At 34.9% G+C, this 14,609-nt stretch carries 15 protein-coding genes; 3 read left to right on the forward strand and 12 right to left on the reverse strand.

The features are described from left to right. Positions 1–47: 47 nt before the first annotated feature. The 7 genes from L1I30_RS12690 to L1I30_RS12720 form a co-directional block, all read right to left on the reverse strand. Complete coding sequence (locus tag L1I30_RS12690) at positions 48–590, reverse strand: SRPBCC family protein (RefSeq protein WP_236134669.1); 543 nt, start codon at positions 588–590, stop codon at positions 48–50. Positions 591–686: 96 nt separating this feature from the next. Further along, positions 687–1,142, reverse strand: coding sequence for a DUF1801 domain-containing protein (locus L1I30_RS12695; RefSeq protein WP_236134670.1), 456 nt, complete (start codon positions 1,140–1,142; stop codon positions 687–689). 3 nt (positions 1,143–1,145) lie between these two features. Further along, entirely contained in the window at positions 1,146–1,592 is a 447-nt protein-coding gene (locus L1I30_RS12700) for an SRPBCC domain-containing protein (RefSeq protein WP_236134671.1), read from the reverse strand. Positions 1,593–1,640: 48 nt separating this feature from the next. Continuing rightward, positions 1,641–2,957 (reverse strand): DUF3570 domain-containing protein, encoded by a 1,317-nt coding sequence (locus tag L1I30_RS12705; RefSeq protein ID WP_236134672.1) that lies wholly within the window; start codon positions 2,955–2,957, stop codon positions 1,641–1,643. A 9-nt stretch (positions 2,958–2,966) separates the two neighbouring features. Then, positions 2,967–3,179, reverse strand: a complete 213-nt coding sequence (locus tag L1I30_RS12710) for a DUF4266 domain-containing protein (protein ID WP_236134673.1) — start codon at positions 3,177–3,179, stop codon at positions 2,967–2,969. Further along, the gene (locus L1I30_RS12715) at positions 3,176–4,159 is read right to left on the reverse strand and encodes an FAD:protein FMN transferase (protein ID WP_262911065.1); all 984 of its coding nucleotides are present in this window, start codon (positions 4,157–4,159) and stop codon (positions 3,176–3,178) included. The genes L1I30_RS12710 and L1I30_RS12715 overlap by 4 nt, the downstream gene beginning before the upstream one ends. Before the next feature lie 3 nt (positions 4,160–4,162). After that, positions 4,163–4,603, reverse strand: coding sequence for a thioredoxin family protein (locus tag L1I30_RS12720; protein WP_236134674.1), 441 nt, complete (start codon positions 4,601–4,603; stop codon positions 4,163–4,165). Between the two features lie 291 nt (positions 4,604–4,894). Between L1I30_RS12720 and L1I30_RS12725 the strand changes: the two genes are divergently transcribed. Further along, a complete protein-coding gene (locus L1I30_RS12725; RefSeq protein ID WP_236134675.1) occupies positions 4,895–5,389 on the forward strand; it encodes a hypothetical protein in 495 nt (164 codons plus the stop codon). 54 nt (positions 5,390–5,443) lie between these two features. Here L1I30_RS12725 and L1I30_RS12730 read toward each other — a convergent pair whose 3' ends face one another. The 4 genes from L1I30_RS12730 to L1I30_RS12745 form a co-directional block, all read right to left on the reverse strand. After that, a complete protein-coding gene (locus tag L1I30_RS12730) occupies positions 5,444–6,205 on the reverse strand; it encodes a hypothetical protein (protein WP_236134676.1) in 762 nt (253 codons plus the stop codon). Between the two features lie 230 nt (positions 6,206–6,435). Next, positions 6,436–7,167 (reverse strand): SDR family oxidoreductase, encoded by a 732-nt coding sequence (locus tag L1I30_RS12735; protein WP_236134677.1) that lies wholly within the window; start codon positions 7,165–7,167, stop codon positions 6,436–6,438. A 134-nt stretch (positions 7,168–7,301) separates the two neighbouring features. After that, positions 7,302–7,694: a response regulator gene (locus L1I30_RS12740; protein WP_236134678.1), complete on the reverse strand. Its 393-nt coding sequence runs from the start codon at positions 7,692–7,694 to the stop codon at positions 7,302–7,304. Then, a complete protein-coding gene (locus tag L1I30_RS12745; protein ID WP_236134679.1) occupies positions 7,681–10,773 on the reverse strand; it encodes a PAS domain S-box protein in 3,093 nt (1,030 codons plus the stop codon). The genes L1I30_RS12740 and L1I30_RS12745 overlap by 14 nt, the downstream gene beginning before the upstream one ends. A gap of 571 nt (positions 10,774–11,344) precedes the next feature. On the opposite strand from L1I30_RS12745, the gene L1I30_RS12750 reads away from it, so the two are divergent. Then, the gene (locus L1I30_RS12750; protein WP_373314956.1) at positions 11,345–13,297 is read left to right on the forward strand and encodes a sensor histidine kinase; all 1,953 of its coding nucleotides are present in this window, start codon (positions 11,345–11,347) and stop codon (positions 13,295–13,297) included. A gap of 1 nt (position 13,298) precedes the next feature. Continuing rightward, entirely contained in the window at positions 13,299–14,033 is a 735-nt protein-coding gene (locus L1I30_RS12755) for a LytR/AlgR family response regulator transcription factor (RefSeq protein ID WP_236134681.1), read from the forward strand. A gap of 7 nt (positions 14,034–14,040) precedes the next feature. On the opposite strand, the gene L1I30_RS12760 is transcribed toward L1I30_RS12755, so the two are convergent. Next, positions 14,041–14,583 carry a GNAT family N-acetyltransferase gene (locus tag L1I30_RS12760; RefSeq protein ID WP_236134682.1) on the reverse strand — a complete coding sequence of 181 codons (543 nt, stop codon included), beginning with the start codon at positions 14,581–14,583 and terminating at the stop codon, positions 14,041–14,043. Positions 14,584–14,609 lie beyond the last annotated feature (26 nt).

The following is a 14,609-nucleotide window of genomic DNA, read 5'->3' on the forward strand; positions in this document are numbered from 1 at the left end:
TAAAAAAGCAGCCCTTATCAAGGCTGCTTTTTTAATTTAATAGTTGACTATTGCTTCTCTAAAACCTCTTTAAGGTTATTTAAACCGGTTTGCAAATCATTTCCTATTACCTCTTCCATATCCATCGTTAAGATGAGCAGGTTCATTGGATAATTCATATGTCCGTTAAAACCCCATTTTATATTGGTTGAGTTCTCATCGATACTGGTAGTAGTCATATATGCAGGTGATGTAGCCTTAAAGGGTTCAAAAAAACGCAACTCAAAATCTATTCGGTCTCCTTCAGTTATTTTTTTAATTTCCTGTTCTCCAACTCCCACTTCCTTATTCTCACTTTCCCATTTCGCTACAAATCCCTCGGTGCCATCTACACCCGTATAGTTTTTTTTGGTGCTTGGATCCATCTGGGCCCACTTGCTATAGTTGTCCTGATTCTTTAAATATTTCACATAATCAAAAACCTCCTGTTTCGGTTTATTAATCACAATTTCCCTTTCTACAGCATAATCTTTATTTACAAATAGTGCTACAATTAAAGGAACGGCTATTAGAACAACGGCTACAATTAGAATATTCTTTAAAATTTTCATCTCAAGTTAGGTTTAAGGGTTTAACACTAATTTAAGAAATTATAGATTACCAAGTATATAGGTAAATATCCGTAATTTGGTTTAAGTTAAATGGCTTCAGCGTTTTATAGTAGCTTCATAATTTTCAATCCACTGTGGCATACTTATTTTCCTTACTAATGCGCCTATCAACTTGTAGGGAATAGCATCCAGGTTTTTAAATCTTATACAACTCTTTCCCATATCGAGTTTTCTTGAAGAATATTTTGGATATTGTTCTACAAACCAGTTATAGAGTGCTGGATCGTTATAAATACCGAAATGATAAAGTGCGATAAAATTCTTTTGAGAAGCTATATTTATAAAGGGGAGTGGTAGTTTTGAATTGCAATGATATCCTGGGGAATAAGCAGTATGGGGAACCACATACCCGATCATACCGTAACTTATAGTTTCTTCAAAACCAACAGGAAGGTTTTCCAGAATAATCTGTCTTAACTTTGTAATTGCTAGCTTACGATCTTCCGGTAATTGTGCTATATATTCTTCGGGGGTATTCGCTTCTATCTTCATTATTCAGCTTATTTCTGAAGGATATTTACCTGACCTTAAATTTATACCGGTGTATAAAAATGCCTTTAAAGAGCAAATAAAGTCTGTCCAACCCTGAGTTTGTTGCAAAGCTTTTTTAACATCACTTTCTATAAGACTGAAAGGAGATTCGGTAATAGTTATTTGGGTAAGCTGTTCCTCTTTCTTATCTATTGAAATTTGGACACTGCTTCGTTTCCCACTTGCTTCCCATTCAAAAGAAATGTGTTTGTCTTTTATAACCTCTAATACATCAACATCTAAAGAGACACAATAATCTTTGAACTCCCAGTGAAGTTTTGCATTAGGTATAATAGGGCCACTGGTATTAGAAACAAAATAACGTATTATTTTCTCGGGATTAACAATGGCATCAAATACCTCCTCTGGTGAGCTGGCAATTTGATTAGAAACTTTTACATTTATTTCCATCTTATAAAGATAGAAAATTATGAATTTCTATTAGATCTTCTCTTTCATTTAATCTAAAATGAATTTAAATCCTCCTGCTATCATATTTGCCTTTAACCCAGTGTTTCTTTTATACTGATGAAATTTTAGATCGATGCTTTTTAGCCCGAAATTCCAAATATGGAATTTGGTAAAAATATCGGTATAACTCACTCCAAAACCATACTGATTAGCGTTGAACTTAGAAAGGTCATAATCGGAAGTGTAATATTCTTCCGTGGAAAGATGCTCCTCATAGGGCGCAAAATAATCGGCTGCTGTTTGAGTATAATACCTATAAGAGGGATATAATGTGAATTTATCGGTGATCTTAATAGGTAGTTCTATACTGGCAGTATGCGATTTTATACCCCAATCATCATTGTAATATCTGTAATAGGTTCTAACAACGAAAATTTCATTGATAAAGTAATTCAACCTACTACCAAGAGCAACTTTAAATCGAGTTTCTGGAAGCTGTTCAATAGCATCGGCCAATTGAAAGTTTTCAATAAAAGAATCTTCTACATCTTTAAAATACACTCTTTGGAAAGGGGTGGATAATAAGCCTTCCTGCTGAACAACATCTAATGCTAAAGAAGCTTGGAGATTCTTGGATAGAATTTGAGAGAAACCTAGTCCTACCGAATATGAATTCCTGGTTTTACTTTCAAATTCCTGAAAAATTGGGTCATAATTGGTATCCCCTGTAATATCGTTGAATAAACTATTGCTCAAGCCATTTCCATTTTTACCGAAAGGTCTCAGTTCATATGGGTAGATCGTTTTCCAGGTATCCAGATATACGTTCGCATTAATGCTTAGTTCGGTATTTTTCTCATTAAATAATCTGGTATAACTTCCACCCAAACCGATAGAGAAATAATCAAACTCTGACGATAAAGAGGCTTTAGCCGACCAAATTTTATTCCTGTCATCTGAGCTATGACTATAGGATGCATTCATATTCGCCCAAAGGTCGCTGCTAGATGCACCGGAAGATGCTACAAAAGGATCTGCAGGTTTGCCCCCATCAAATGGATTTACATTGCTTGATGATGCCGACGTGTATGCAGATACTCCCGCGTCAATACTCAATACGTCATCGGCATTCAATGGTATTGACACCACAAAAGTAGGAGTGAAGTCGGTTAATTCTTCCGTACCAATTCCTCCACTTACCGCGGCATTATCTCCATCCTGCGAATAATAGCTCGTTAGAAAATCGACTTCTGTACTTTCCAGCACCCGTTTCTTATATATAAGTGTGGAATCTTGATCGGCCTCTTGTGCAGGTGAAATTACTGTTGCAAACAATAATCCTGTGATTATAAATATTTTTCTCATCTTAACTTTTTAATTACACCCACAGCCACCGCCGGTCTTTCCTCCATTAGCTCCCGATGCTGCCTCACGATAAGCCTGGAAATTGGTCTCAAATCTGTCCACTTTCTTCGAGGCCAACTCCATATCCGGGTCACTCAAATTAACTTTTTCGTATTCTTTAACTGCTACACAGGAATGCAGCGCAACCATCACGAAACCTCCTAATAATATTTTCTTGATCATTGAGTATCAATTTTTATGTTTTGAGAAGTATGGATATCACCTTTCTCATCGATAATAATACATTCTACTTTGGGAAGTTGATTAATTCTGTTTAAGCCTACCTCTATTCCCATCACAAAAACAGAAGTTGCCAGTGCATCGGCTAATTCTGCCTTTGGAGCAAATACAGTCACACTAATAATTCCCGTTGCGGGATATCCCGTTTTAGGATTAATGATATGGGCATATCTTTTCCCGTTGAAATTAACATACTTCTCGTAATCGCCAGAGGTAACTACGGCAGCTTCATTCAAAGGCAATAATGCAAAAGCTTTGTCTTTATTGAAAGGGTTGGTAAGAGCAACTTTCCAATCGGAGCCATCCGGTTGTTTTCCCCAGGTGTTCATATCGCCAGAAGCATTAATTATACCTGCAGCCACATTATTCTCTATTAAAAGTTGTTTTGCCTTATCGGCTGCGTATCCTTTTCCTATTGCCCCAAAACCGATCTTCATACCCGGTAATTTTAAATAGACACTATGGTTATTATTATCTAAAATAATGTTCTGATAGCCCACTTTATCAACCGATCGGGAAATCTCGCTAGGTGAAGGCATTTCAGTCATACTACCATCAAACTTCCAGATCTTATCCATAGAGGCATAACTAATATCAAAGGCACCATCGGTGAGTTTTGCAATTCCCATTGCGCACTGTATCAATTCAAATAATTCCTTATCTACCTTTACCGCTTTAATGCCCGCATTTCTATTAATTTCTGAAGTTTGTGAGTTGGAATCCCATGAGGAGATGAGCTTTTCGATTCTTGTAATCTCAGCTATTGCCAAATCGATATCTTTTTCAGCCTGAAGAGTATCATCAGCAACCACAGTAATATCAAAACGGCTACCCATTAACTTAATAGTGCGCTTATGAATCTCTTGAGAAAAGATTTGTCCCGAGAGGAATATAAGGAAGAAAGAAATTAAAAATCTTTTCAAAATTTAGCCTTTAAGAGCATTAAGATGTTTTATATATTCTTCCGGAGTCATTTTTTTATAACCTGTTTTACCAAGAACTTTTCCCGATTTATCTAATATAACCACGAATGGAAAATAACCTTGTTTATTATATATTTCAGCTAACTTATTATTCTTCGCCTGCTGTTCGGGGTCTAATGCATTTTTTTGTCTTCTGGGAAAATCAGCTTTTAAAAGTACATAATGCTCGTTAGCATAAGTTTTAAAAGTTTTACTACTCCATATTTCATGATCTAATTTAATGCATGGGGCGCACCAGTCAGACCCTTGGAAGACTAAAATGATATCTCTATTTTCCTGAGCTGCAATTTTTTTTGCCTGCTCAAGGTCGGTTTCCCATTCTTGAGCGTTTACCAGAAATACAGAGAACAAAAGGCAGATATTAAGCAAAAAAATCTTTTTCATAATTATTTCATATAATATTTTAAACGCTCTTTCGTGGTATAAGTTATGTTGAAAAGAGGTTTATTTTGAACAAACCGTAATACAGGATTAAATATAAGTTGACTCATTTTGGATATCATGAAACCCTTGTTAAAAAAACATCAAATTAGTAATATCTAATTATTTGAAAATCAAATAATTAGATATGATTTAGGGGGAAATTCCCCGTAATTAAGCACATGAGTATTCGTAAATTTGTAGTATTAATAACTTCTAATATATAATATGATGAAAAGGTTTAAAGAAACATTTTTGTATTCATTATTATTTATAGGAATAGCCTTTATGGGCTGTAGTACTAATGATGATGGAAGTGGTAGCTATGCAGGTGAAGAATTTCTGACAGCTAAAGTTGACGGCGCTAATTTTGATGCAAATCAAATGGAGGGAAACATTAAGGCCAGTAAATTTACCAATAGTGATGGTACTATTAGTTTAAAGGTAGAATGTACAAATAATACCAATAAGGCTATAGAGCTTATAATTGCTAACTACACGGGCGTGAAAACCTACTTAGTGGGGGCAGATCTTTGGAAAATGAGTTCTATACATTATATGGATCTTGAATCTGGTAGAGATTGGGGTACAGATTTTACCGAATTTCTAAACCAAAGCTATAATACACTTGAAATTATAAGTGATGATGGCAATGTAATTCAAGGTAATTTTATATTTAAAGGTTATAATCTCGAAGATAAAAGTATTAAAACCGTTACAGAAGGAAAATTTAAGGTCTATCTTCAATAGTATGCACAAAAAATCCCGGATTGCTCCAGGATTTAATATCAATTAATTAGCTGACTAATTTCCAGCTTTTACTTCTCCACTAAGACCACTAAGATCCGGTCTAAAAATCCATAATTCCGATTGTTGTCCTTGGGATACTTCCCCCCATTCTTTTAAGAAGCTCTCAAAACTTCCAGCACCGTGAACTTCATTATATTTTTCAGGAAATTTTCCATCCTCACCCATCCATGCAGATTTTTCGAAAAAGGAAACATAGGCGAGATCTCTTCCATCTTTGGTACTAGGTAGAATATTGGTGTACATACCATAAGTTTCCTCCGGGAATTTTTCAACCATAACCTTTTTAATTTTCTCCATCATCTTCATTACTTTTTCCTTTTGAAACCTTTTAATATCATACATGTCTACCAATAAGTTTTTGATGGTAAAACCCTGGGAGAAGTTAGAGAGACCACTTTCAAATTTCCAGTAGGTTTGGTCCGATTCCGGAAGTATATATGGTAGTACGTTCATGTTCCAATCGGCATCATGCCCATTTTCTGCGGCAGGTCTGGAATCAAATGCACTCCACGTTAGAGGTCCCATGACCCAAATATATTTCCCCACGTTTGGTCCGTTGGATATCCAATAAACTCTTGCTCCGTATGGACCTGATGCATGAAATTTTTTATTGTGTGCAGCAATTCCAGATTCAAATTGCTGGATCTTGGCAGGTGCTGCTGTTAGCATGGCATTTTCCAATACACCATACTCTTGGTTTTCTTGAGATATTACTAATAAAGGTACGAGTAACATCCAGTAAAATAAGGATTTCATAAATTATATATTTAAATGGTTATTATTCAATTTAAATAATCTATAAATTCCGGGGAAAGAACTACAAAATTACAACAGGGGAGAAATGTCTTTTAAATAAGGAGGAAGTTTTATTATAAAAGATTAGAATTAAATATACTACTATTTTTTTAAATAGCTCATTATTAAACAAATATGGGACTTTATTAAAGCCCCATATTGAAATTATATTGGTGGAAAACATTAGACGCTTACGATTTACCGGTAGGTTTTATAAGTATTTCATTTACATTCACCTCATTTGGTTGCTCAACCGCATATAGTACTGCATTAGCAATATGCTTAGCTTCCAATTTTGGCTCGTCACCCCCGTAATCTTTATCTTCTAAGAGTTCTTCGTCTGTTATATCTTCCCGTAGATCGGTATCTACCGTTCCTGGTTCTATTGCTGTAACCCGTATATTGAATTCAGGAGAAAGCTCCATACGCATAGCCTGGGAAAGTGCAATGACTGCCGCTTTTGATGCGCCGTAGACAGCACCACCTTCAAACAATTCTTTTCCATCTACCGATGCAATATTTATTATATGCCCTTCTTTTTGAGCTTTCATAGCTGGAAGAACTTCATATATACACCTTAAACAACCTTTCACATTAACCTCAATGGTTTGAAGCCATTCATCAAGATGTCTATTTTTTAAATAACTAAGAGGCATTACTCCGGCCGAATTAACCAGAATATCAATTCTTCCCATTTTATCAAGAATTTCTTCAAATGCTTTATTAACGCTGGCAGTTTGGCTAACATCCATTTTAACAACCAAGGTTTTGGTGTCTATCTCTTTCGCAAGTTCTTCAAGTTTATCGGTGCTTCGGCTTGCAAGGGCCACATTACAACCCTCAGAGGCAAGTTGTTTTGCAATTGCTTTCCCAATTCCGCTACTTGCTCCGGTTACCACAGCAACTTTATTTTTTAATTTCATCTTTTTCTTTTTTGGATTAAATTTTAGCAAGCTCTAAAAAATGAAAAAATAAAGGTTAAAGAAAATTTTTAGGGTTAATTGTATCTTATAGTTTTATTAATGAAATTATAAACAACCTATTGATATTTATAGTATTACTCTTCCATAAGTACTTTTTTAAGTCGTTCTATAGTAATGGGTTTCACAATATAGTTGTTCACCCTGTCGTACGTTTTAGCACGAATAACATCGGCTGGATCTATGGAAGAACTAACAATGTAAATTGTGATTTCTGTATCGCAAGGAATTTGTATAAACTCATCTAGAAACTGCCAGCCATCCATTATGGGCATATTAAGATCTAATAATATAATATCGGGTAGTTGTTCTTTTGCAGTAATCACCGCCTTCAAATTATTTAAAGCATCTTCGCCATTATGAAAAACCATAAAACTGTTACAGAAATCTGACAGTTGCATGATTTTCTTGGCGCTAAACACAAAAATTGGATCATCATCGATGATACAAGCGACATCAATTTTTTTCATAATTCATATTTATTTTAAAGGTTGTTCCTTTATTTACAGTACTTTCAACTTCAATTTTTCCACCTATAGCTTCAATTTGATTTTTGGTGATAAACAAGCCCACACCACGGGCATCTTTATTTAAATGGAATGTTTTGTACATTCCAAATAATTTGGTTCCATATTTTTTTAGATCTATACCCAACCCATTATCTTCTACCTTTAGAAGGATATTCTGATCATTTACTTCTGAAGAGAATTTTATGAAGCTTTTTCTTTCAGGAGACCTGTATTTAATACCATTGGTTAGTAAATTTAGTATGATGCTGTCTATATAAGCGTGAAGCCCTTCAATATTAATTTTAGGATCTACAGAATTCTGGATATTTACATTTGCATCTTCAGCTAAGGCAGAAACGTTTTTAATGGCCTTATCGATGGCATCTTTTAAATTGAGATAGACCATATTTTCTTTAAGCGAAGAGTTCATTAAAACCACTTCATTAAGGTGTGCTATTGTTTCTTTAAGGTTTGTAGAAGCAGTACCAAGCAATTTTATCATTTCATTTTCAGCAGCCTCAGGATTCTCCCTTTTATATAGATCTAACAGCATCGCAAAGTTTCCGGAATGTGATCGTAGATTATGAGATACTATGTGTGCAAAATTCTTTAAGCGTAGATTTTGATCTTTTGTAACCTCTAAAAGCGACTTAATTTCATTCTCAGCTTTTTTGATTTCTGAAATTTCAGCTGCTACTCCCAAATAGCCTATTATTTCGTTGTTATCTTTAATGGAAGTTATGGTTAACTGAACCGGGAAATGTGTATCGTCTTTTTTTACATAGGTCCATTCTCGGGTATCATACGTTCCATTGTTAGGAAGAGCCGTAAACACACTAAAACCTCTAATATTTTTACCTAAAAGATCGGAGAGATCTTTACTTCTTTGGGTTATTTCACTTTTTAAATGTATGCTTTCCATGGTTTTATGAGAGATCATCTCCTCTCGAGAATAGCCCAATAGATTTTCAGCACCTTTATTAAATGTAGTAATTAGACCGGAAGCATTAGTTCCAATAATACTTACATATGCACTTGCATCCAGCAGACCTTCAAGTTTCGCCAGGGTTTCCCGTAATTTTTCCTCGGTTGCTTTTCTTTTTGTAATATCATGCATGGCCACTACAGCACCAAACAGCTCTCCTTCTTCCCCAATTAATTTAGATCCATTTACCGTTACAGTACGTGGAATTCCTTTTTCAGGGATTATTACCAATTCTTCATTTTTAACCGATCCGGTCTGTAGTGCTTTTATTAAAGGAATTTCTTCCTCACTAAGAGGAGTAACTCCGTCGGGTTTGAAAAGTCCATAATATTGAGATAAATTAGAAGATGGAATAGATTGAACAGGTAAGCCATGCCAGTCTCGGGTAGCATTGTTAAATAAGGTCAAATTTCCATTTTTATCGCAAGACACTATTCCAACATCAATGCTGTCTAGAATTGTCTCTAATAAGGTTTGCCTTTCTTGATTTAATTTTTCAATATTTTTTCTTTCTGTTATATCATTTTCAATAGCAATATATTTATAAACTTCTCCCACTTTATTGAACACCGGAGTTATATTTAAATGAAGCCATATAATACTGCCGTCCTTTTTATAATTTAGAATTTCCTGGCTAACATGTAGCTTATCATTTAAAGCTTTTCTAATGCATTCAACGTGTTTAGGATTAGTATCTTTTCCCTGAAGTATTTCTCCCGGTTTTTTATTTAACATGTCATCCAGATTATAACCGGTACTTCTGGTAAAACTCTCGTTTACCCAGGTGGTGTAACCCGCTGCATTTGTAATTATTACGGCATTATTAGTTTTACTGGCAACAAGAGATAGTTTTTCAATTTCTAAAGAAGTGGTTTTTCGTTCATCAATGTCCTGAAAAAGTCCATATAGTCTAACACAGCTTCCATTTTCAAATTCGCTTATCCCTATTGCTCTAACCCATTTTAGATGACCTTTAAAAGTGAATATCTGTAATTCTACATCGTAATTTATGCCCTTTTCAATAGCCTCGTCAATTACATGTAAAATAGTGTCCCTGTGCTCACCTTCTGGATAAAAATTTAATGCTTGCGCCATTTCAGGAGAATAATTTGGGGGTACCTCATGTATTTGTTTTGTAACCTTACTCCATTCAACTATATTCTGAACTAAATCTACTTCCCAGGTTCCAATAACAGCGGCTTCATTACTTCTCTCTAAAAGGTCTTTGTATTTTGTAAGTAATATTTCATGTTCTTTACGTTTAGTGATTTCTAAGTGGGATCCCGTCATCCATCTTGGCTCCCCGTCTTTAGTCCAGTTTACAATTTTTCCTTTATCAGCTATCCAAACCCATTTTCCGGATTTATGTTTCATTCGTAGCTCACATTCATAAAATGGTATCTTACCATTAAGATGATCCCGAACGAGCTGTTTTGATTTTATAAGATCATCGGGATGTAAGAATTTATCCCGAGTGTTTATAGTGGTAGGTTCCAATTCTTCCAGAGTATAGCCAATAATTTCTGCCCATCTTCTATTAATAATAGTTTCTCCTGTTTGTATATTCCATTCCCATGTTCCTAAGTTGGTTCCCTCTATAATGTGTTTGAAACGTACAGTTTCCCTTTGTAGATTTATTTCTGAGATTTTTAAGTTAGATATATCAGTATGCGCTCCAAGCATTCTAATTGGCTTTCCTTCATGGTTGCGAATAGCCATCCCCCGACACTGGATCCAGACTGTATCTCCTGATTTATGTTTGTATCTAACGGTTTGATTATATGGTATTGATGGATTCTCACAATGAGCCTTAACCTGGGTCACCGCTGCTTCCAAATCATCTTTATTGATAATGTTTTGCCATGAAGCAGTTTTATGTGGCATATCATTGGGGTCATAGCCTAATGTGATCCAGAATTTAGGATTCATCCATTCATTTTCCGGATTTTCCAGATCCCAAAACCACATTCCATCTAAAGCAGAATCTTGAATGAAATCAAAAATTGATTCATCTTCTTTAATTAGTTCATAAAGCTCTTTTCTAAGGTAATTCATTATAGGTAACGGTAAATATATCTTAATTAAGATTTTACAAAGTAGGGGATTATTCTAAAAATGTAGGTTTGTTATAAAAATAGGAATTAATTTCTAGTATTGTTAACAATCTTTTTAATTCTTACGATTAATATAAACAATTACAATTAATTTTAGATATAGAGTGAGTATAATTTTTGAAGATGGGTTGATGAAAGCAGTGTATTAGGATGTGAAAGAAGTAATTACTACCTGCTTTTTTTAAAAGAATAGTTATATAAAAAATTATAGAATCGCCCACCTTAAGCTTTGCCAGATTAGAGCTTCCCCTATTTCTCCAATGCATAATAGGCAGTTGTCCAAGCTAAGGTGAGCGATTTTATAAACCAATTAGCAGTTTTAATATTAAACGTTAAACTGATTTATGCCTCTAAGTAATGTCTTTAAACTGTTATTATAAAGTAGTTTGTGGTGAGTGATAGCTAAAATTGTCCGTGCTACTTCTTTTATTACCCGAATGAGCATTGCATAGAATAATTGTATATTTAAGACCCTCCATTTTTAAGCTTAAACTAATACTTGTAAAATGAGGGTGCCTGCTTTGAAAATTTGTTTCCTAACAACTTTTATGATGCTAATTGGCAATGTGATAATTGCTCAAATTATATCTCATAAACAAAATCCTTTCTACAACAAAGTATTTGTAACAACCGATAATTTCGACTCCTCGTATTTAGATATTTTGGAAACGAATCTCAACAATGCTCCTGCCGATACTACCCGTTTTTCTATGCTAAACGATCTAGCTTATTACTGGCATACCCGAAATCTTAATAAGGCAATGACTTTTACCAATCTCGGCTTGCAGCAAACAGCCACTCAGAAAGATGAATTATGGAACGGTAGGTTTAAAATTACGCAAGGAGCTATTTTGCTAAGAATGGAAAAGTTAGATTCGGCGCTTCTTGTACTTACTCAGGCGCGTCCCTTAGTTCATAAGGAGGATATTCCTTTTCTTAATACGCAAATAGGTTATGTCTTCGAACGAAAAGGAGATCTATCGAAAGCTGCAGATTATGCTCTTAAATCCCTTGATTTAGGTGAAGAACTTGATGATAAGAAAGCAATTGCGTTGGCTTATAGCGACCTGAGTAACATTTTTTGGAAACAATCGAAATTTGATGAAGGTTTACAATACGGACTCAAATCGGTTAAGATCTTCGAAGAAAGAGGGATTCAGGATCTGGATTACGATTTTACACTATATGTGGTAGGCAATAATTACCTGGCCCTAGGGAATACCAGAAATGCATTAAAATTTTACAACAATGCTATTAGAATAGGAGAACGCTACGGTTTCTATAATAATTTGAGTGATGTATATATTTCCCTGGCCGAATTGTACACTTACTTAAATGATTTTGATAAAGCTTCATTTGCGGGAATGCAGGCGGTTAAATATGCCCGGTTCCTGGATAACAATTTCATGTTGATGCGATCATGGCTTGCCATTGGGAAACTTCAGTTTCTGGAAGGAAAATATTTGCAGGCCATCGAGAATTTAACTAAAAGCATTGTGATTGCTACTGCTGATTTTGGTGATGAATATTATTTAAGTCAGGCTTATGAATATCTGGCGAAAGCACACGCCGAAATGGAAAATTATGAAAAAGCTTATATCGCTTACCTTGAATATGACAAACTGGTAAAAATGATATTTACAGCAGAAGCCGATGAGAGAATTGCACTTCTACAAACAGAATTTGATGTTGCGCAGAAAGAGAATACCATTCAACTACAGCAAGATCTACTTAAAAAGCAACAAATTCGGCAAGTCCTCATCAGTATTATCTCCGGCTTGCTTTTGTTCATCTTATTGGGGTTATACAAGATCACACGCGATAATAGAAAGAAGAATAAACTACTTCAACGTCAAAATCAAGAAAAAGAGTTTTTATTGAAAGAGATTCATCATCGTGTAAAAAATAATCTGGAAATAGTTTCCAGTTTACTTGCGCTGCAATCTTCACAAATTTCCGACCCCAATGTTGTAGATGTAATGAAAGAGAGTCAGCACAGAGTACAAAGTATGAGCATGATTCATAAGAAATTATATAAAGGAAAAAATCTTGCAGCTATTGAAATGAAAGATTACTTCATGAATTTGGGCAATTATATTCTACATTCTTTCGGCCTGGAAAACCGAGTAAATGTGAATTATGATATGAGTGTTTTAGAACTTGATGTAGAAAAGGCACTTCCAATCGGGTTAATTGTAAATGAGCTTTTAACCAATTCCCTTAAATATGCATTTCCTGAAAACCGAGAGGGTTCAATAATCATCAGTTTAAAGGAATATAAATCCAGACTTCAACTACTTGTTAGCGACAATGGAGTAGGGAGTGAAAATATAAATCGAAAGAAAACGGGATTTGGAACACAGTTAATCGATTTGCTTACCAAGCAGTTGGATGGTAGAATGACGAAGAACATGACTTCTGGAACAACGCTTTATTTTGAATTTTTGTTACATAAAACAACATGATATGACCGATAAAACCAAAATATTGATTGTTGAAGATGATATGATTATTGCAGCTAATATTTCTTTACAACTTACCAATTTAGGGTATGAGATTACCGGAATTGTATGCAGGGGGGAAGATGCCATTTTACACGTACAGGAGAATAAACCTGATATTTTGCTATTGGATATTCATTTAAAAGGGAAATTAGATGGTATTGAAACGGCAAAGTTGATCCAGTCCAAAAATGAGCTTTCCCTTATCTATCTTACTGCCAACAGTGATGACGCAACATTTTCTATTGCACGCGAAACGCATCCTATGGCATTTATATCCAAACCTCTCAATTTGTTAGAGCTTAAACGGGCTATTGAACTTGTTGAAGCCCAAGTGAGGAAGCATAAACAGGAAAAAGAGCATAGGGATCCTGAGATTGAATTTATGGATGACAGGATTTTTGTACGGCAAAATGGAAAAAGGATAAAACTTCTTCTAAAATTTATTCTCTATATCGAGGCTGAAAGAAATTATTGCAATGTGGTAACAGAAGAAAAGAGTTATTTGCTAAGTAGTACTTTAAAGTCTATATCAGAACAATTACCTACGTCTTTATTTATTAGAGTGCATAGATCGTATGTAATCAATATCTCCCGGTTGGATGTCGTGGCAGAAAGTCATATAGAGATCAAGAGGAAAGTTATTCCGGTTAGTAAGACTTATAGGGAGGTTTTATTAAAACGAATAAAGACTATTTAAACCACTATTAGTGCTCAGGATTTAGAATGGCATATTCATAATTGTCGCTCCAGCCACATTTTAAAGGCAGTGCTTTTTTTCTTCTTCCTTCCCTGTGCATTCCAACTCGTTCCATAATTTTTAGCGAACCTATATTTTGAACTGCACAACCCGCTTCAATACGGTGAAGCTTTAAAATTTTAAAGCCAAAATCGACTAAGGCCTTTACAGCCTCTGTTCCATAGCCGTTATTCCAGTAAGATGGATGGAGTTTAAACCAAAGCTCGGCAGCATTATATTTCTCACTACCAAGATTTATTGCCACCATTCCAATAAATTGTTTATTGCTTTTTAATTCAACAGCAAAGGTGAACCTTTTAATAGGAGTGTTATCCAGGTCTGCAAGATGGTCTTGAAGTATAGATCGGGTTTCTTCAATATTTTTTGGTATTCCCAAGGTGTTAAACTCATCTACCTCGGGTCTTGAAAGCAGTGTATGCACACTCTCCAGATCAGAAAGTGCAACTAATCTTAATTCTAACCGAGAAGTATTTAGATTAGTTGCTACCACCTTTTCTGTTTCAAATTCAAAAATAT

This window comes from Gillisia lutea (assembly GCF_021568705.1).
Classification (GTDB): Bacteria; Bacteroidota; Bacteroidia; order Flavobacteriales; family Flavobacteriaceae; genus Gillisia; species Gillisia lutea.